The organism is Pseudoalteromonas sp. NZS11, assembly GCF_015864765.1.
GTDB classification, from domain to species: Bacteria; Pseudomonadota; Gammaproteobacteria; order Enterobacterales; family Alteromonadaceae; genus Pseudoalteromonas; species Pseudoalteromonas arctica.
In genome coordinates this window covers 262,507-279,619 of record NZ_JADYWP010000002.1, presented here as the reverse complement: position 1 = coordinate 279,619, position 17,113 = coordinate 262,507, and the positions used below count along the sequence as shown (strand labels likewise).

The window sequence follows — 17,113 nt, the reverse complement described above, 5'->3', positions numbered from 1 at the left end:
TGTTAGTTAATGGGCAGCTTATAACTGCCAATCAACAAAATTTTGTAATAAACGTGCGCCAACTTTTGCGCTGCGCTCTGGGTGAAATTGCATGCCTGCGTAATTGTCTTTAGCAACAATGGCTGAAAAGGTTTGACCATATTCGCCGCTCACGAGTGTGGCGTCGTTTACGGTGTGCGCAAAGCTGTGAACAAAATACACTTGCTCATCGAGCGTCAGCCCTTTAGTTAATGCATGCTCTTTATTAACGCTTAAGTTATTCCAACCCATATGCGGCGACGTTAAATTGCCTACATCAAGCGCTTTTACTTGCCCTGGTATTTTACCTAGGCACTGTACGTTACCTTCTTCGGTGCTTTCGCACAGTAACTGCATACCTAAACAAATACCCATAAGCGGGCGCTGGTATTCATTTATAGCTTGTTGCCAGCCGTTATCGACTAGGCGTTTCATAGCAACCGACGCATGACCTACACCTGGTAATATAGCGCGCTCAAAACCCGCTAATTGCTCTGGTGAAGTAATTACTGTTGGCGTTTGCCCTAAGCGTTCAAACGCAAAACGTACTGAATTTATATTGGCACAACCGGTATTAATTATGGCAATCATAAACATCCCTTAGAGCTGGCTGTTTGTTGGGTCGTATCTTGTGCTACTGCCATGCGAAGTGCACGTGAAAACGCTTTAAATAAGCCTTCTACTTGGTGATGGCAGTTCCCGTCGCTTACCGATAAAATAAGGCTAATGGCGGCGTTATCACTTAAGCTTTTGAAAAAGTGCTCAACCATTTGTACGTCTAAATCACCGGCTTTTTCGCGGCTAAAGTTAGCGTTTAATACAAATGATGCACGACCTGATAAATCAATTTGTGCTTCAGCTTTACATTCATCCATAGGAAGAGCAAAACCATAGCGTGCAATTTGTGATTTAGTGCCAAGCGCTTGTTTAAGTGCGACACCTAAAGCAATACCAATGTCTTCAACAAGGTGGTGCTCGTCTATGTGTAAATCACCTTTGGCTTTAATGTTTAAACCAATGTTTGCGTGCGTGCGGATTTGATCAAGCATGTGATCAAAAAAGCCAAGGCCGGTGTCTATGCTGCCATTTTTAGTTTGATCTAAGTTTATGGCTACATCAATTTGGGTTTCTTTAGTGTTTCGTGTAACACGACCTTCGCGGTTTGCAGTGGTCAATTTTGTTACTATCGTACTCCAATCGCCGTCGTATAAAATGCCTTCACAACATAGGTTTTGAGCAAGGCCAATATCAGTTTCTCGGTCGCCAATAACAAAAGAGCGCGCTAAGTCTACTTTGCCAGAGCGCATAAGCTCGGTAAGTAAGCCTGTTTTAGGTTTACGGCAATCGCAGTTTTGCTCGTTAAAGTGAGGGCAAATTAATACGGTCTCAAAGCTAATGCCTTGGCTTTGCATTATGTCCATCATTTTGTCTTGTGCTATGTCAAAATCAGCAGTAGGGAAGCTATCTGTGCCCAAACCATCTTGGTTAGATACCATAACTAAACGGTAACCTGCAGCTTGTAATTGTAACAACGCAGGAATAACACCAGGTAAAAATGCTAGCTTTTCAAGGCTATCTACCTGTTTGTCGGTAATTGGCTCTTCAATGATAGTGCCGTCGCGGTCGATAAATAAATAGGGGTTACTCATGATACTTCGTTTCCTGCTAAAGATGCTGTGGAAGCTGGCGTTTGTAAGCCATCTAACCAAATTTTTACTTGTTCAAGTTCTTGTTCACTGCCAATTGAAATTCGTAGCCAGTCGTCTTCACCGTATAGCGTAAAAGCGCGCATAACCAAACCTTGCTCAAGTGCAATTTTAAAGTAGTTTTTATCGGCTAATTTTAAAGTAACAAAGTTACCTTCACCAGTGAGAATTTTTAATGCAGCAGGGGATGCGTTTAGCCAATCCACTAACTTAGCTTTTAAGCTATTTAAAATAGTAACTTGGCGGCGCATTGATGTAATTGCATCAGGTGCAATTGCTTGCGCTGCAATACTTGCTACTACGCCCGATACCGGATACGGCGCAATGACTTTACGAATTGGCGCTAGTACGCTCGCTTGTGCAAGCGTAAAGCCCGTTCTGAGCCCCGCTAGCGCAAAGGCTTTAGAAAGCGTACGCAAAACCACTACATTACTAAACTCATTAATAAGCTTAGTCGCGCTTTGCTTTGGGCAAAACTCTATATAGGCTTCGTCAACAATAACCAGTGCCTTACCTGCAAGTGCTGTTGCAATCGCTTTTACTTTATCAAGTGGTGTTAGGCTGCCCGTTGGATTATTTGGGTTACAAATAAATACCAGTTTTGAGCTGCCAACAGCTGCAACTATTTCGTCAGCACTGCCACTTAATAATAATTCTTGGGTAAGCGCGTTAATACCAACGTTGTGTGTATCGGCGGTTACTTTGTACATACCGTAGGTTGGTAAAAATAGCGCAATACTATCTTTGGCTGGCTCACAGTATGTGCGCACTAAAAGCTCAATGCCTTCATCTGCGCCGCGCGTCATTAATACATTTTCGCTTTCAAGCTCTGTATAAGCGGCGTAACGGTCAATAACCAGTTGCGGTTGAGGATCAGGGTAGCGATTTAAATCTTCAATACTCAGTTCAAGGTTTTTAGCATACGGGCTTTCGTTAGCATTTAGCCACGTAGTACCGGTTAGCTTTTCACTTTTTGCAGAGCTGTATGCAGCAAGGGCTGCAATATTCTTAGGTAATAAGCTAGACGCTTGTGCGCTCTCATTGCTCATTTTTAATTGCCTCTAAACGAATTGAAACCGCATTAGCGTGGGCATCAAGGCCTTCTGCATCTGCAAGTGGTAAAATAGCTTTTGAAAGCTGTGTTAAACCACTTTTAGTAATTGTTTGCACTGTGTATGTACGAAAAAAATCAAGCAAGTTTAAGCTAGAATATGTTGCACTGTAACCATATGTTGGTAACACGTGGTTAGTACCTGATGCGTAATCGCCTGCAGATTCTGGCGTGTAGTCACCTACAAATACTGAGCCTGCATTTTTAACCTTATCTAGGTATGGTGTTGCATCGCCTAGTTGTAAAATTAAGTGCTCTGGCCCGTATTGCGCCGATACATCAAATGCTTGCTCAATTGAATCAACTAAAATAAGCGATGAATTAGCGAGCGCTTGCTCGGCTGTTTCTTTGCGACTCAAATTAGCCAACTGGCGTGTAAGTGCCTGCTGAGTTTGTTCTATTATACTTTCGCTGTTACATAATAAAATAACTTGCGAGTCTGCACCGTGCTCTGCTTGTGAGAGTAAATCGGCGGCTATAAATTCTGGGTTTGCACGTTCATCTGCAATAACAAGTACTTCAGACGGACCTGCTGGCATATCAATTGCCATACCTGGAATAGTTTGCGCAACGAGCTGTTTAGCCATTGTTACAAAGCTATTACCTGGGCCAAATATTTTGTTCACTTTAGGAACCGATTCGGTGCCATAAGCCATTGCTGCAATTGCGCCTGCGCCACCACTTTCTATCAAAGTAGTAATGCCACATAACTTAGCTGCATATAAAATAGCAGGGTTAATCGCTTTATCACCTTGTACTGGTGTAGCAAGTACAACGGTTTTTGCGCCGCTTAACTGCGCTAATACACCCTGCATAATAACCGACGATGGCAGTGGAGCACTGCCACCGGGTACATAAATACCGACTGCTTCGATGGCTTGATATTTCAGTTCACATACAACGCCTGGTTGGGTCGATAATTTAATATCTTTTGGCAATTGCGCTTCGTGAAAACGTTTAACGTTTGCATAAGCGGTATCAATTGCGTATTTAAGCTCTGCACTTAGTGCTTGCTCTGATGCGTTAATTTCATCAAGCGGAACACATAAGCGAGGGTTAGATCTATTATCAAACTCTTTAGCCATGCTAAGTAAGGCTTCATCGCCTTGCTCTTTTACGTTAGCTAAAATAGTTTTGCATATAGCTTCAACCTTGGCACTGGCAGAAACTGCAGGGCGCATTAGCGCCGCTGCTTGTACTTGTGAAGATTCCTCATTCCAACGAAGCATGGCACTTACTCCATCATTTTTTCAATTGGCATAACTAAAATAGAGTTAGCGCCTAAGGCTTTTAACTGCTCCATTGTTTCCCAAAATAATGTTTCGCTGCTTACCATGTGAAGTGCTACGTATTCATCGTTACCAGCAAGGGCAAGTAGAGTAGGTTGACCAGAACCTGGTAAAATTTCACAAATTTCATCAAGTTTGTTTTTTGGTGCGTGTAGCATGATGTATTTGCTTTCTTTAGCTTGTCTAACACCACGTAGGCGCGGCATAAGCTTATTGATTAGTGCTAGTTTGTCAGCATCTTGAAGATCTTTATTTTGAATTAAACACGCGTTTGATTCTAAAATTGTTTCGCCTTGAATCAAGCCGTTAGCTTCAAGTGTTGCGCCAGTAGATACTAAATCACAAATTGCATCAGATAAACCCGCACGCGGTGCTACTTCAACAGAACCCGTAAGCATTACTGTACTTGCGTTAATACCTTCGCGCTTTAACCACTGAGTTAAGATTTCTGGGTAGGTAGTCGCAATACGTTTGCCTTCAAACCAGCTCTTATCGCGAGCGCCAAGCTCTTGTGGCCATGCAAGTGCAAGACGACAGTAACCAAAGTCTAGTTTTGAAAGTTTGGTTACTTCACTTGGAACACCTTGTCGTTCACGTTCTGCTTGAACTTCTACAAGTACGTTTTCGCCAACTATGCCTAAGTCACATACACCGTCCATTACTAAACCCGGAATATCGTCATCGCGCACACGTAGTACGTCAATTGGCATATTAGTTGAGTGTGCAATTAAGCGTTGTTCACGAAGGTTAAGTTTAACACCTAACTGTTTAAGCAGATCTTGACAATCTTTAGATAGGCGGCCGCCTTTTTGGATGGCGATACGTAGACGATTACTGTTGTTCATTATTCATTTTCCTTTAATTTAAAAACTAAAAACCCCGAGGGGAACCTCAGGGCGAAAATGAATCAATGTTATTTGAATCGCCAGAGGTTCCTTTTAGGAATAACCTCTCAGCGAAAGACCTGACAGGTTATTCCGGTGAATGGTGGTGATGATGTACTGTTGTCAGGTTTAAGCGCATTTTTTATCCTATGTAACTGCTCGTTGATATAGTAACGTTCAGTTGTTATCTGTTTAAATAAATTTCGCATTCATAAAAACATAAACAGCTATATTATGGCAAGTTTTTTTTAGCTTAATTAAAGCATATGTTATAACTGTCGATAATATTAAGATAATAAGCGCAATTTTCGCCAATAATTGGTTGTTTATCACTCAAACCAAGTGGTTAATGAATAAAATGAAAAAATAAGGAAGTACTTATGGATATTATGATCCCTTATTTAGGAAGAATAACTAGGCTAGAAGTTGAGTCAAAAAGTGCTTTTCATATTGCGGGTGTGCAAAGTGGGGCTGCCGCTGAAAAAGTTGAACTAGAGAATAAAAAAAGGCGTGAGTTACAAAAAAAGAAAAAGCTCAATATGCTTGATGATCAAAATAGTAAAAAAAAGTCCAACCTAGATGATGACGAAAACACCCATTTAGATACATGGGCTTGATAATACCAACTTTACTAAATACATAAGCAATTAACTCAAAAAGGCCCTTGCGGGCCTTTTTACTATGTATTTTGCTTATGCCAATTAGCTTAAACTCTTAAGCAGATAGGCATTACTCTTGGTTTTTGCTTTTAAATATATAAAAGCTAAATATAGCGAACACACATACTTGAGCCACAATACCTTGCCATGTTGACTTTATACCAAGCCATGCAATATCAAAGCTCATTGGTAGCGGCGCAATACCTATTATGTCGGCCTCTTGTAATGCAATAACGGCTTTGCCCATAAGTACAAACGAGAGTGCAAATAATAGGTAAGTGGTAATTGCAAAAAACTTAGCAACCGGTAATTTAATTGAGTACTTAATTAATACCCACGTAATAATAGCCAGTATTGCTACAGCTATCGCAAAACCCGATGCAATAGATGAATATTGGGCAGGCGAGCTTTGCGTTAATAAAGACTGATAGAACAGTACGGTTTCGAATACTTCTCGGTATACGGCTATAAATGAAAGCCCTGCTAAACCCCATAATGTACCCGACTCAAGGCGTTTATCTATATTGTCTTTTATGTATTTTTGCCATTGCTGCGCACTGGTTTTACTGTGCATCCATACGCCAACATACAGTAAAATTACTGCGGCAAACAATGCTCCAGCACCTTCCATTACTTCGCGACTTGCACCACTTATTTCTATTAATGTTTGCGCCGCAGCCCATGTTAAACCACCAGCAATAAGTGCTGTTATCCAACCAATATGTACATATTTTAGAGCATCTTTGCGTTTAGTTTTAATAAGCACAGTCATAAGGGCAATAATAACAAGTAGAGCTTCCAAGCCCTCTCGCAGTAATATAACTAAACTTGCTGAAAGTAGCGCACCGTCAGTTAGCTTAGTTTCGTTTAGCATGCTATCTGCTTTAGCGAGTTGGGTTAGTGCGGCATTTACTTTTTCGGCAACGACGGCCGTATCTTTTTCGTTTTTAAATGTTTGGCGCAGGTTCATCAGTTGTACTTCGATGTTTTTACGCAAAGTTTCGTCGTAAGCATTTAAGTTATTTTCAACAAGCTCAAAGCCATCTAGGTATGCACTAATTGCTAAGTCACTTGCTTGTGAGTAATTGCCTTTAGCATGCGCGGCTTGCGCTGCAAGCAACTGCGTGCGAGTAACCGTTATCGGATTCTTTTTACCGGTAAATAGTTGCTCTGGATTACCACGAAGCCATTTAACGTAATGTGCTTGTGTTTCACTTTGACCTGCCGATAATTGTGCAGGGTTTAGGTTTACAATCTGCGAAGCGGTAATGTTTTGCTCTAAATTTTGTGGTTTTTGAACATCTTTAAATGCCAAGCTGCCTACATAAAAAGCTAAAGACCAACGTTGTTGTTCGTTAAATTGTGTAAAGGCAACCATTGGTGTGTCGTTAATGCCGTTACTTACGGCGTCAAACAAGCCCATTAATGAGCGGTTGGTTGCGCGCTCTTCATCGCTAAAGTTGGTAGGCTCTGGTGATAAGTTTTTTGCAAGCGGGCCGTCGCCTTGACCACTTGGGCCGTGACACATTGAACAGTTAGCAGCAAAAAGCGCTTTGGTTTGCTCAACAGGAAGTAGCGATGTAGGTAACGATAGTTGTGGCATAAAGGTAAGTAGTGACTCACGAAGTGCTGAGCTTGCTGCACGTACATCTACAACACTCGCTTTATTAGCAATCGCTGTATGCAGTGCTTTAGCGTATGCCTTTACTGTATCAAACTCATTTGTTTGGCTTGATAGCTGCCCAGCTTGGTCAATAATGACGTTCGAAAATTCAGTCATTTCTTGATATTCGTCAGGATCAAGTATTTCACCATTCCCAACAGCTGCCACGTAATCAACACCTACATACTCTGCAAGCTGTGCAATTTGTTTTATTTTTGTTTGCTCATTAGGCGAGGCTGAAACACTAAAGCTTGCCATGACCATTATAAAAAGCATAAAAAAACATTGAAATTGTCGTTTGCTCAGAGACACAAAATTTAAAAACATGTGAGAATTATTTATGGACATCGAAAAGCCCTGTAGAGGAAAAGTCAAAATTATAATTGTTTTCATTTGCATTTCAAGCGGATTAATTTAAACAAAGCAGATAAATAAAAAGGATAACAATTTATAGAACTTTAAAGTGTTTTTGTAACACATGAGTAACAGTAACCAAGTGATTTTTATAATAACTTGGTTACTGAATGTGTTGCAGACAAAGCATTTATTACTTGGCTTGCTCAGCTGACTTAATGCTACTTTGAATAAGCGGCGAAATAGTTAAGCCTTGTACAATAATAGAAAATATAACCACTACGTAAGTAACAATAACGATTAGGTTATGTAGGTCTGAACCGCCTACAAAAACTTGCTCGCGTGGGATTGCTGCCGCCATTGCCAGAGCAAGGCCACCACGTAGTCCACCCCAGGTCAAAATTTTAACACTGTGTTTATCGTAAGTTCTAAAGCGTTTAAAAATTACAAATGGTGCGCCTACACTTATAAAGCGTGCTAGTAATACAACAGGTACCATTAATAAGCCTAAACCAATTTCTCCAAGCGTGATTGGCATAGTGACTATTAGCATACCTATTATTAAAAACAGTAGAGCATTTAGAAAGCTGTCGGTTGCATGCCAAAAATCTTTTACGTAGCGGGTATCTTCAGGCCCTGTGCGCTCGGTTGCTTTAGTGCGGGTAATATTACCCATTAATATGCCACTGGTTACCATGGCAAGTGCGCCAGATATTTCCCAAATATTTGCAGCAGCAAAACCTGCTGTTGGGATAGTTAAAGTAATTAATAAGCGAATGTTTACATCGCGGCTATTAATAATTAAAAAATGGCCAACTAATGCAATCACTAAACCAAATGCAATACCCCCTATTGCATCTACAAAAAATAGCTCTGCTATGTCACCAAATTGTGCATCTGTGCCATAAAAAGCAACAGAAAATATAGTGGTAAATATTACTAAACCAATACCATCGTTAAATAGCGACTCACCTTCAACTTGAACCGATATACCTTCTGGTGCTCGCATTTGTTTAATAATAGCAAGTACAGCAATAGGGTCGGTTGGGCTAATAAGCGCGCCAAACAGTAAACAATAAATAAAAGGGACATCAAAACCAAAAACTGAAAATAAATAAAAGCTTAAATAACCCACAATAAATGTGGAAGCAATAGTTGAAAACAATACCAGAGCAGTAATTTCCCACCGCTGCTTACGCAGGGCAAGTAGGTTTATTTCGAGCGCACCCGCATAAAGTAAAAACCCCAACATGCCTTTAAGTAGTAACTCGTTAAAGTCAATACTGGAAACAATTTGGGTCATTGCTAATGCGTTCTGATCGCCTAATAATTTTACTGCAATAATCAGTAATAAAGAAATAACCACAGAGCCGGTAGTAATGGCAATAGTAGTTTGCATTTTGAGGATGTACTGGTTTGCAAAGGCTATAAAAATTGCAATTGCAGAGAGAAAACAAATGAGGTACCAAGCATTCATTGATTAACCTTAACTATTTTTTAAACGACACACAAAAAGGAGGATTATAAACCCGCGTATGTTACTCCTGTAATATTTGAGAGTCACAGTATTTATGCCTAAATATAGCTTTTAATACGGATTGTTTTTAGTAAGAGTTAATAGGAAATGTGGCTTTGTAAATATTGTCATTATTAAATTAAATGTACGTTATAAATACAGTGTTTGTTGTAAACTTTAGTGGTTAATCACATTATTGAAACGTGTGTTGCATCATAAAATAAAAGTCGATTTTGTAATTACTTGCCCTAAATGCTTTGCTTACGTAAAATCCCGCTATTATTTATTTTAAAGTGATTGGTATTATCAAACAGCTGTTTAGTGCAACCGGGCCTTTGGCGTCATCGTTAGATGGATATACGCCTCGCCAACCACAAATTGATATGGCAGTAGCTGTTGCAGATGCATTAAAAAACAGTTCGCAATTAGTTGTTGAAGCAGGCACGGGTACTGGTAAAACATTTGCATATTTAGCCCCTGCACTTAAATCAAAAGGCCGAACGATAATATCGACTGGTTCTAAAGCTTTACAAGAACAGTTATATCACCGCGATTTACCTCAATTAGTGAAAGCGCTTGGTGCTTCTAAAAAAACCGCCTTATTAAAAGGGCGTGCCAATTACTTATGTACCTATCGACTTAATCAGCATGTTGCACATGTGCCTACTGATGACTCCGACGTAATGCATCAACTAGCTATGGTGGCTAAGTTTGCCAGTGAAACGCAATCGGGCGATTTAGCCGATTGTATTGGTATAGAGGATGATGCCAAAGTACTGCCTTATGTAAATTCAACAGCTGATAACTGCTTAGGCAAAGAATGCCCAGATTTTCAAAGCTGCTATATACGCAAAGCACGTCTAACTGCGGCCGATGCCGATGTGGTTGTTATTAACCATCATTTATTTTTTGCTGATATGGCCGTAAAAGAAAGTGGCTTTGCTGAGCTTATGCCAAAAGCCGACGCATATATATTTGATGAAGCGCATCAGTTAAGTGAAATAGCCAGTGATTATTTTGGTGAGAGTGTAAGCACTAAAAAGCTGGTGGATTTAATTAATGATTTACGTGCTATTTATAGAGCTGAAATACCCGATATGCTGCAACTTGGTAAAAGTTTAAATAAGCTTGAGACGAGCGTTGCTGATTTACGATTGCAGTTTGGTGTTGATGGCAGTAGAGGCGATTGGCGAGAAAAGCTAAGTGATAAACAAATATGTTCGGCGCTCCACCGCGTCATTAGTGATTTAGATTTTGTTTATCAAGTACTTAAACTTTGCCTAGATAGAAGCGACAAAATTGAGCATCCGTTTGAGCGTGCACTTGCGTTTAAAGGGCAGTTAGAGCGGGTTTTTGATACTGCTCAAACTGGCTTTAGTTACTGGTATGAAACAACGCGCCGTTATTTAACGATTAATATAACGCCATTAAATGTATCAGCTAAATTTGCTCAAATGATGCAAGACACGGGGGCAGGCTTTGTATTTACATCAGCAACACTTTCGGTTGATAACAAACTCGAGCACTTTAATGCAAGCCTTGGTTTAAAACCAAAGCAAAGCATGATGGTAGATAGCCCGTTTGATTACCCTAATCAGGCGCTGCTGTGTTTACCGCGTTACTTACCCGAATCGCACGCTGATAATATGCCGCATGCGATTGTAAAATTAACACTTGAGCTTATAAAGTCAGCGCAAGGGCGTTGTTTTGTGTTATTTACGAGCTATCGAATGATGCACTTAGTTGCCGAAGGGCTCACCACACAAATTGACTACCCAGTTTATATGCAGGGGCAAATGTCTAAGCGTATTATTTTAGAGAAATTTACCCGCCATGGTAATGCTGTATTACTGGGCACGGCTTCATTTTGGGAAGGCGTTGATGTACGCGGCAGCACGTTAAGCTGTGTTATTATAGACAAATTGCCATTTGCGGCCCCTGACGATCCATTGCTTCAAGCTAAAATGCAAGATTGCCAAATGCAGGGAAAAGACCCTTTTTCACACATACAATTACCGCAGGCTGTTATTGCGCTAAAACAAGGTGTAGGGCGTTTAATTCGAGATAGTAAAGACAAAGGCGTACTTGTAATATGCGATAATCGCTTAGTTACACGCCAATATGGCCAAGTATTTTTAAAAAGCTTACCGCCGATGCGCCGCACGCGAAGCTTAGAAGATGCCAATACATTTTTAAAACAAATTAATTAGAGTAATAAAATGATCAAAAGTAATATTCTTGCCCTTGATGCTTCAACTGAAGCACTTTCAATTGTTTTACATTTTCAGGGCCAAACATTTCATCATTTTGAAGAATGTCCGCAGCAACATAGCCAAAAAATACTTCCACTTGTGGATGAGCTATTAACTAAAGCAAACTGTAAATTAAAAGACTTAGATGTCATTGGTTTTGGGCAAGGCCCGGGCAGTTTTACTGGTGTACGTATTAGTGTAGCAATAGCACAAGGTTTAGCGTATTCAACTAACTTGCCGCTTGTAGGTGTGTCTACTTTGGCTATTATGGCGCAACAAGCGTTTGAACAAAACGGTAGTCTTAGTGTTTATCCAAGCATAGATGCGCGTATGGGGGAGATATACTTTGCACATTACCAAGCGCAAAATAATCTAATGCTTTTAGTTAACCAAGAGTGCGTTATAAAACCTGATTTACTAAACAATGACTATATAGCGACTACTGAGCCATCTATAGCCGTGGGCACAGGCTTTAAAACCTATCCTGATGCGCTTAATGACTTTGAAAACGTGACAATTAATACTGATATTACATTGCCTGATGCGCGTTATATGTTAGCGCATGTTGAAGCCGCGTTTTTAGCGGGTGACGTTGTAAAAGCGAGTGACGCTCAACCTAAATATGTGCGCGATACGGTAACGTGGAAAAAGCTACCAGGACGTGAGTAATCATATTATTTGCAAATTGGTTGTTTTTAAATCATAATTTTATGCAATATTAAGGTTGGAGACGCGTAATGACGCTGCCTATTGGTTCAGGTTTTTTTACCGGAGATATTCCGGGTAGGGTTAGCCCTACTAAAGTTGTTACTAATAAACCACAGAGTTTATTAGACCAGCCGGTTGCTCAAAAAACGAATACCGATTATGTAAAAAGCAGTGTCGAGGGCGTCGAACTGGCTAATCAACTGTTTAAAAACAGTGCTAAAAGCAATGAATACAGCCAAACAATTTACGACCAACCGACGGCTCAAGTAAGCAAAGCGATTTCTACTTATACTGAATTTGCCAATTTAGAACGCAGAGCCGAAGTACAAAATTTAATAGGCGTTGATATATACGCTTAAAGCGCATTCAAGCACTTTACATAAATACAGCTATAAAATTTAATAAAAAGCCCGAACATGTGTTCGGGCTTTTTGTGTTAAAAACGAGGTGAAATTATACCAATTAGCTTAATTAAGTGATCTATTTTGAGGGAAGAAAATCGTGTCGATAACAAGGCAAAAATTTCGTTATTTAGTTGTTCGATATCAGAAATTTTTAACGTAGTTAACGTCAGATTTAACCCCTCAAATTGATTAAGTATTATTGCGGATTGGTATTACTGTTCAATAAAGCCAATTAGCTTATCGGCAATATCAGTATTATTTTGTGAGCCAATAAATTGCTCACTGCCTTTGCCATAGGCAAATACTTGAACGTCTACAGCGGTGTGTCCGCCGGTTGTCCAGCCAGTAAAGCTCGCATCACTAATAATACTTTTAACAGCTAAATTAAGCGCTTTTTCGCCCATTTTTTTAGCTTGCTCAAGTTTGATTTGGTTTTCGGTTGTAAATTCAATATTGGTGTTAGCAGTCCATACTGGTTTTAAGTCTTTAGACTCCATAAGTTTGTCAGTTAACTTACTAGCAGTTGCCTTAACACCCTTAATTACGTCTGTTTCCCATTTAAATTGGCCGTGCGAACCAATAGTTAAACCGCCCGTTGAGTGATCGGCTGTAACTACAAGTATCGTGTCTTTATTTTTATCAACGTACGCTTTTGCTTTTTCGATTGATTTAGCAAAGTCGTCCATTTCTGCCATCGCACAGGCTATATCGTTAGAGTGACCACACCAATCAATTTGGCTGCCCTCAATCATCACAAAAAAGCCTTCTTCGTTCTGGTTATCTAGTAAACCAAGCGCTTTAGATGTTAACTGAGTAAGGCGAGTTGGGTTTATATCAAGTGCAAATGGCAGGCCTTTGCTTGCATACAAACCTATGGCAGGTATTTGTGTAATTTGGCCCAGATTATTAATATCGTCACCGTATTGGTAACCTGCCGCTTTAAATTCTTCAACTAAATTACGGTCATCTCGAATAAAATATTTAGTACCGCCACCTAGCATTAAATCAACGGGTAATTTACCAGCAATCTTATTATCAATATAATCGTTGGCAATATCATCGTAGTTGTAACGAGATTCATTGTGAGCTGTAAAGCTAGCAGGTGTTGCATGGTTTATTTGTGACGTTACAACAAGCGCTGTTGTCATACCACGCTCTTTTGCTATTTCAAGCATAGTTTTAACTGGTTTTTTGTCTGTATCTACACCAACCGCGCCATTATAACTTTTATGACCGCTACTAAGCGCTGTAGCACCCGCTGCACTGTCTGTTACATAAGTATGGTCGTCAGGGTAGGTATGAGCCATGCCTTTTAAAATAGTGTCAAAAACCGTGCCTTCTACTTCTTTTGTTGCAGGGTCATCTTTAAAATAGCGATAAGCCGTGGTGTAAGCCGGACCCATGCCGTCACCAATCATATAAATTACATTTTTAGGTGCTGATTCTGCGTAGGCACCAGAAGCGGTGCATAAAAGTGCCAATAAGCTGATCTGTTTTTTCATGGTTGTACCTTATGAGTGTACCTTATTTAATAGCCGCTGATATTGTATACAGATAGGATGATAAATAAATGAATATCTGAGATATTTATAATTTATACTTTGATTTTATATACATAGAATTGTAGTTAACGCTGTTAGTTCTATTTATTTAAATTATACTAGTTATAAGCTATCTATATATGGTGCTCTCACCTTTTATTTGTTTAAAAGGTACTCAAAATTAATATGTTAAAAAAACTTTGCTTATTACTCCATTTTTAAGTTATTGAAAATATTGAGTTTGGTTTTCTACTCAGTGCTATATTTGATACCAGGAAGATAATTAAATCGTGAATTTGGCACCATTTTCTAAGTTAGTGGTCTGACAACTTGTATGCTATAAATAATGATGCTCTAAATTAATAAAGGACTTACCGTGCAGCCATTTAATATTGAAACCAATAATTTAAATATTCATGGCTTAAAAGTAGGTTTAGGGAACGAAATAGTAATAGCGTTGCATGGGTGGTTAGACAACTGCCATAGCTTTATGCCAATGTTAAACAACGTTAACCCAAAACACACTTGGTACTGCATTGACTTTGTTGGGCACGGTTTATCGTCTTGGCGAAGTGATGATGCACACTATTATTTTGTTGATTATATTGACGATGTGTACCAACTTATAAATGCGCTTGGTGTTAAAAAAGTACATTTAGTAGGTCATTCAATGGGAGCTATGGTTGCAGGTCTTTTTGCTAGCTGCTTTAGCGATTATGTAAAGTCTGTTACCTTTATTGAGGGAATTGGTTGTGTTACAACCCCTAGTGAAGGCGTGTGTGAACAGTTTAAAAGTGCGGTACTAAATAGAGCGCGTTTAAAAAATAAAAAGTCGAGAATTTATAAATCGAAAGAACTTATTTATGAAGCACGCGCTCAAACAACCGATTTAAATAGCGAGCTTATTACGCTATTAATGCAGCGAAATATAAAACAGGTTTTAGATGGTTTTGCGCTAACAACAGATCCAAAGCTCAAAAATCACTCAGGTTTTAGGTTTGATGAGGCGCAATGTATTGGTGCAATAAAAGATTTAATTGCACCATGTCAATTAATTTTAGGTAACGAAGGTTATTCGTTTGTAAAACAAAATTTGGCAAAGTATATTAGTTATTACAATAGCTTGAAGGTCATTAATGTAGATGGTGGGCATCATTGCCACATGCAAAGCAGTGAACACTGTTTTGAGCATATTCAAGACTTTATGCTGCAAAATGGTGCATGTTAATTGTAAGTTTGTGTTAAATGTGGGATTATTCCTGCATTAGAGTATTTGCTCAATTGTTAAAGCGCCTTACTTAGATTAAGGTTAATAAAAATATAATTATAAACAGGGGCTAAGAGTGGAAAAAATCTGGCTTAAGCGCTACCCAGAGGGTATGCCTGAAACAATCGATCCTGAGCATTACAACTCGTTACTCGAAGTGTTCGAAAAAAGTTTTAGTGACTACACCGATTTACCTGCATTTACGAATATGGGTAAAACGATGTCTTACGATGAAATAGACACAGCAACAAAAAAAGTTGCTTCCTATATTCAAAATGATTTGGGTCTTAAAAAAGGCGACAAAGTTGCCGTAATGATGCCTAATTTACTACAAACACCAGTCACAATTTTAGGTGTTTTGCGTGCAGGTTGTGTGGTTGTAAATGTTAACCCACTTTACACAGTACGTGAATTAGAGCATCAGCTAAAAGACTCTGACACTACGGCTATTTTCATCCTAGCAAACTTTGCTGACACACTTGAAAAGTCACTTGCTCATACTGATGTTAAACATATCGTGGTTACGCAAGTAGGCGATATGGTTGGCGGGCTTAAAAAGCATGTCGTTAACTTTGTTGTGAAGCACATTAAAAAAATGGTGCCAAAGTTCAACTTGCCTAACACAATTAAATTTTCAGACGTTTTAGCTGCAGATGAAGCTAAATATACGCGCCCTGAAATGAGCTTGTCTGATCTTGCATTTTTACAGTACACCGGCGGCACAACAGGTGTATCTAAAGGGGCAATGCTGAGCCATGGCAACATGGTTGGTAACCTTGAACAAGTTTCAGGTTGTTTAGACAAAGTGTTAAACCGTGGTGAAGAAGTGGTTGTGACTGCTTTACCGCTTTATCATATATTTGCCTTAACAGCTAACTGCCTAACATTTATGAAGTACGGTGGTTTAAATATATTAATTACAAACCCACGAGATATGCCTGGGTTTGTTAAAGAGTTGGGTCAACATAATTTCACAGCTATTACCGGTGTTAATACATTATTTAACGGTTTATTAAACACACCAGGTTTTGCTGAACTTGATTTTAGTCATTTAAAAATGTCTTTAGGCGGCGGTATGGCCGTTCAACGTCCTGTTGCTGAAAAATGGCAAAAAGTGACTGGCTCAAAATTAATGGAAGGTTATGGCCTTACAGAATGTTCTCCTTTAGTTACTATTAGTCCTTTTGATTTGAAAGCATATAATGGCTCTATTGGTTTACCAGCGCCTAACACTGATATTAAATTGGTTTTAGATAACGGCGAAGAAGCCGCTAAAGGTGAACCTGGCGAGCTTTGTGTTAAAGGCCCGCAAGTCATGGTTGGTTATTACAAACGACCAGATGCAACCGCTGAATGTTTAAAAGACGGCTGGTTTGCTACAGGTGATATTGCGACTTATGATGACGAAGGTTTCTTCTTTATTGTAGATCGTAAAAAAGACATGATCATCGTATCTGGCTTTAATGTTTTCCCTAATGAGATTGAAGAAGTAGTGGCTATGCACGAAGGTGTGCTTGAAGTAGCTGCTATCGGTATTCCTCACGATGTAAGTGGTGAACAAGTTAAAGTTTTTGTTGTGAAAAAAGACCCTTCTTTAACTGAAAAAGATATAATAAGTCACTGTCGTGATAATTTAACTAATTACAAGGTCCCCAAGCTGGTAGAGTTTAGGGATGAGTTACCTAAAACTAACGTAGGTAAGATACTCCGAAGAGCCTTGAAAGATTAGCAACCTATAAAA

The 17,113-nt window shown here is 39.4% G+C and carries 14 protein-coding genes; 6 read left to right on the top strand and 8 right to left on the bottom strand.

Annotated features, from left to right (window positions below; translation table 11 throughout):
• Positions 1 to 18: 18 nt before the first annotated feature.
• The 5 genes from hisH to hisG are packed head-to-tail and all read right to left on the bottom strand — an operon-like array spanning position 19 to position 4,969.
• A complete protein-coding gene (gene hisH / locus I6E82_RS04945; protein WP_002960265.1) occupies positions 19 to 609 on the bottom strand; it encodes an imidazole glycerol phosphate synthase subunit HisH in 591 nt (196 codons plus the stop codon).
• Positions 606 to 1,667, bottom strand: a complete 1,062-nt coding sequence (gene hisB / locus I6E82_RS04940) for a bifunctional histidinol-phosphatase/imidazoleglycerol-phosphate dehydratase HisB (protein WP_197116966.1) — start codon at positions 1,665 to 1,667, stop codon at positions 606 to 608. Before hisB ends, hisH begins: the two co-directional genes overlap by 4 nt.
• Positions 1,664 to 2,773 (bottom strand): histidinol-phosphate transaminase, encoded by a 1,110-nt coding sequence (hisC, locus tag I6E82_RS04935; protein WP_101216942.1) that lies wholly within the window; start codon positions 2,771 to 2,773, stop codon positions 1,664 to 1,666. The genes hisB and hisC overlap by 4 nt, the downstream gene beginning before the upstream one ends.
• Positions 2,763 to 4,064: a histidinol dehydrogenase gene (gene hisD, locus I6E82_RS04930; RefSeq protein ID WP_007580646.1), complete on the bottom strand. Its 1,302-nt coding sequence runs from the start codon at positions 4,062 to 4,064 to the stop codon at positions 2,763 to 2,765. The genes hisC and hisD overlap by 11 nt, the downstream gene beginning before the upstream one ends.
• A gap of 5 nt (positions 4,065 to 4,069) precedes the next feature.
• Positions 4,070 to 4,969: an ATP phosphoribosyltransferase gene (gene hisG, locus I6E82_RS04925; protein WP_007580644.1), complete on the bottom strand. Its 900-nt coding sequence runs from the start codon at positions 4,967 to 4,969 to the stop codon at positions 4,070 to 4,072.
• 419 nt (positions 4,970 to 5,388) lie between these two features.
• Here hisG and I6E82_RS04920 point away from each other — a divergent pair, with 419 nt between their 5' ends.
• The gene (locus I6E82_RS04920; RefSeq protein WP_024594333.1) at positions 5,389 to 5,625 is read left to right on the top strand and encodes a hypothetical protein; all 237 of its coding nucleotides are present in this window, start codon (positions 5,389 to 5,391) and stop codon (positions 5,623 to 5,625) included.
• A gap of 112 nt (positions 5,626 to 5,737) precedes the next feature.
• Here the strand turns inward: I6E82_RS04920 and I6E82_RS04915 are convergent, their stop codons facing one another.
• Positions 5,738 to 7,594: a cytochrome c/FTR1 family iron permease gene (locus I6E82_RS04915; protein WP_197117306.1), complete on the bottom strand. Its 1,857-nt coding sequence runs from the start codon at positions 7,592 to 7,594 to the stop codon at positions 5,738 to 5,740.
• 283 nt (positions 7,595 to 7,877) lie between these two features.
• Complete coding sequence (locus tag I6E82_RS04910) at positions 7,878 to 9,161, bottom strand: cation:proton antiporter (protein WP_007580638.1); 1,284 nt, start codon at positions 9,159 to 9,161, stop codon at positions 7,878 to 7,880.
• A gap of 332 nt (positions 9,162 to 9,493) precedes the next feature.
• Here I6E82_RS04910 and I6E82_RS04905 point away from each other — a divergent pair, with 332 nt between their 5' ends.
• From I6E82_RS04905 to I6E82_RS04895, 3 genes are all read left to right on the top strand, one after another.
• Positions 9,494 to 11,410, top strand: coding sequence for an ATP-dependent DNA helicase (locus tag I6E82_RS04905; protein ID WP_197116965.1), 1,917 nt, complete (start codon positions 9,494 to 9,496; stop codon positions 11,408 to 11,410).
• 9 nt (positions 11,411 to 11,419) lie between these two features.
• Entirely contained in the window at positions 11,420 to 12,121 is a 702-nt protein-coding gene (tsaB, locus tag I6E82_RS04900) for a tRNA (adenosine(37)-N6)-threonylcarbamoyltransferase complex dimerization subunit type 1 TsaB (RefSeq protein ID WP_197116964.1), read from the top strand.
• Positions 12,122 to 12,189: 68 nt separating this feature from the next.
• The gene (locus I6E82_RS04895) at positions 12,190 to 12,519 is read left to right on the top strand and encodes a hypothetical protein (RefSeq protein WP_197116963.1); all 330 of its coding nucleotides are present in this window, start codon (positions 12,190 to 12,192) and stop codon (positions 12,517 to 12,519) included.
• 257 nt (positions 12,520 to 12,776) lie between these two features.
• Here I6E82_RS04895 and I6E82_RS04890 read toward each other — a convergent pair whose 3' ends face one another.
• The gene (locus I6E82_RS04890) at positions 12,777 to 14,066 is read right to left on the bottom strand and encodes an alkaline phosphatase (RefSeq protein WP_197111923.1); all 1,290 of its coding nucleotides are present in this window, start codon (positions 14,064 to 14,066) and stop codon (positions 12,777 to 12,779) included.
• Positions 14,067 to 14,481: 415 nt separating this feature from the next.
• On the opposite strand from I6E82_RS04890, the gene I6E82_RS04885 reads away from it, so the two are divergent.
• Together I6E82_RS04885 and fadD are read left to right on the top strand one after the other, a co-directional pair.
• Positions 14,482 to 15,333 carry an alpha/beta hydrolase gene (locus I6E82_RS04885; RefSeq protein ID WP_197116961.1) on the top strand — a complete coding sequence of 284 codons (852 nt, stop codon included), beginning with the start codon at positions 14,482 to 14,484 and terminating at the stop codon, positions 15,331 to 15,333.
• Between the two features lie 115 nt (positions 15,334 to 15,448).
• A complete protein-coding gene (fadD, locus tag I6E82_RS04880; RefSeq protein WP_007580629.1) occupies positions 15,449 to 17,101 on the top strand; it encodes a long-chain-fatty-acid--CoA ligase FadD in 1,653 nt (550 codons plus the stop codon).
• Positions 17,102 to 17,113: the final 12 nt, after the last annotated feature.

Excerpts from the sequence above, each read along its gene's own strand:
- hisH (WP_002960265.1), bottom strand. The coding sequence starts at position 609 with ATGATTGCCATAATTAATACCGGTTGTGCCAATATAAATTCAGTACGT.
- I6E82_RS04895 (WP_197116963.1), top strand. The coding sequence starts at position 12,190 with ATGACGCTGCCTATTGGTTCAGGTTTTTTTACCGGAGATATTCCGGGT.
- hisC (WP_101216942.1), bottom strand. The coding sequence starts at position 2,773 with ATGAGCAATGAGAGCGCACAAGCGTCTAGCTTATTACCTAAGAATATT.
- I6E82_RS04890 (WP_197111923.1), bottom strand. The coding sequence starts at position 14,066 with ATGAAAAAACAGATCAGCTTATTGGCACTTTTATGCACCGCTTCTGGT.
- I6E82_RS04910 (WP_007580638.1), bottom strand. The coding sequence starts at position 9,161 with ATGAATGCTTGGTACCTCATTTGTTTTCTCTCTGCAATTGCAATTTTT.
- hisB (WP_197116966.1), bottom strand. The coding sequence starts at position 1,667 with ATGAGTAACCCCTATTTATTTATCGACCGCGACGGCACTATCATTGAA.
- I6E82_RS04915 (WP_197117306.1), bottom strand. The coding sequence starts at position 7,594 with ATGGTCATGGCAAGCTTTAGTGTTTCAGCCTCGCCTAATGAGCAAACA.
- hisG (WP_007580644.1), bottom strand. The coding sequence starts at position 4,969 with ATGAACAACAGTAATCGTCTACGTATCGCCATCCAAAAAGGCGGCCGC.
- tsaB (WP_197116964.1), top strand. The coding sequence starts at position 11,420 with ATGATCAAAAGTAATATTCTTGCCCTTGATGCTTCAACTGAAGCACTT.
- I6E82_RS04920 (WP_024594333.1), top strand. The coding sequence starts at position 5,389 with ATGGATATTATGATCCCTTATTTAGGAAGAATAACTAGGCTAGAAGTT.
- hisD (WP_007580646.1), bottom strand. The coding sequence starts at position 4,064 with ATGCTTCGTTGGAATGAGGAATCTTCACAAGTACAAGCAGCGGCGCTA.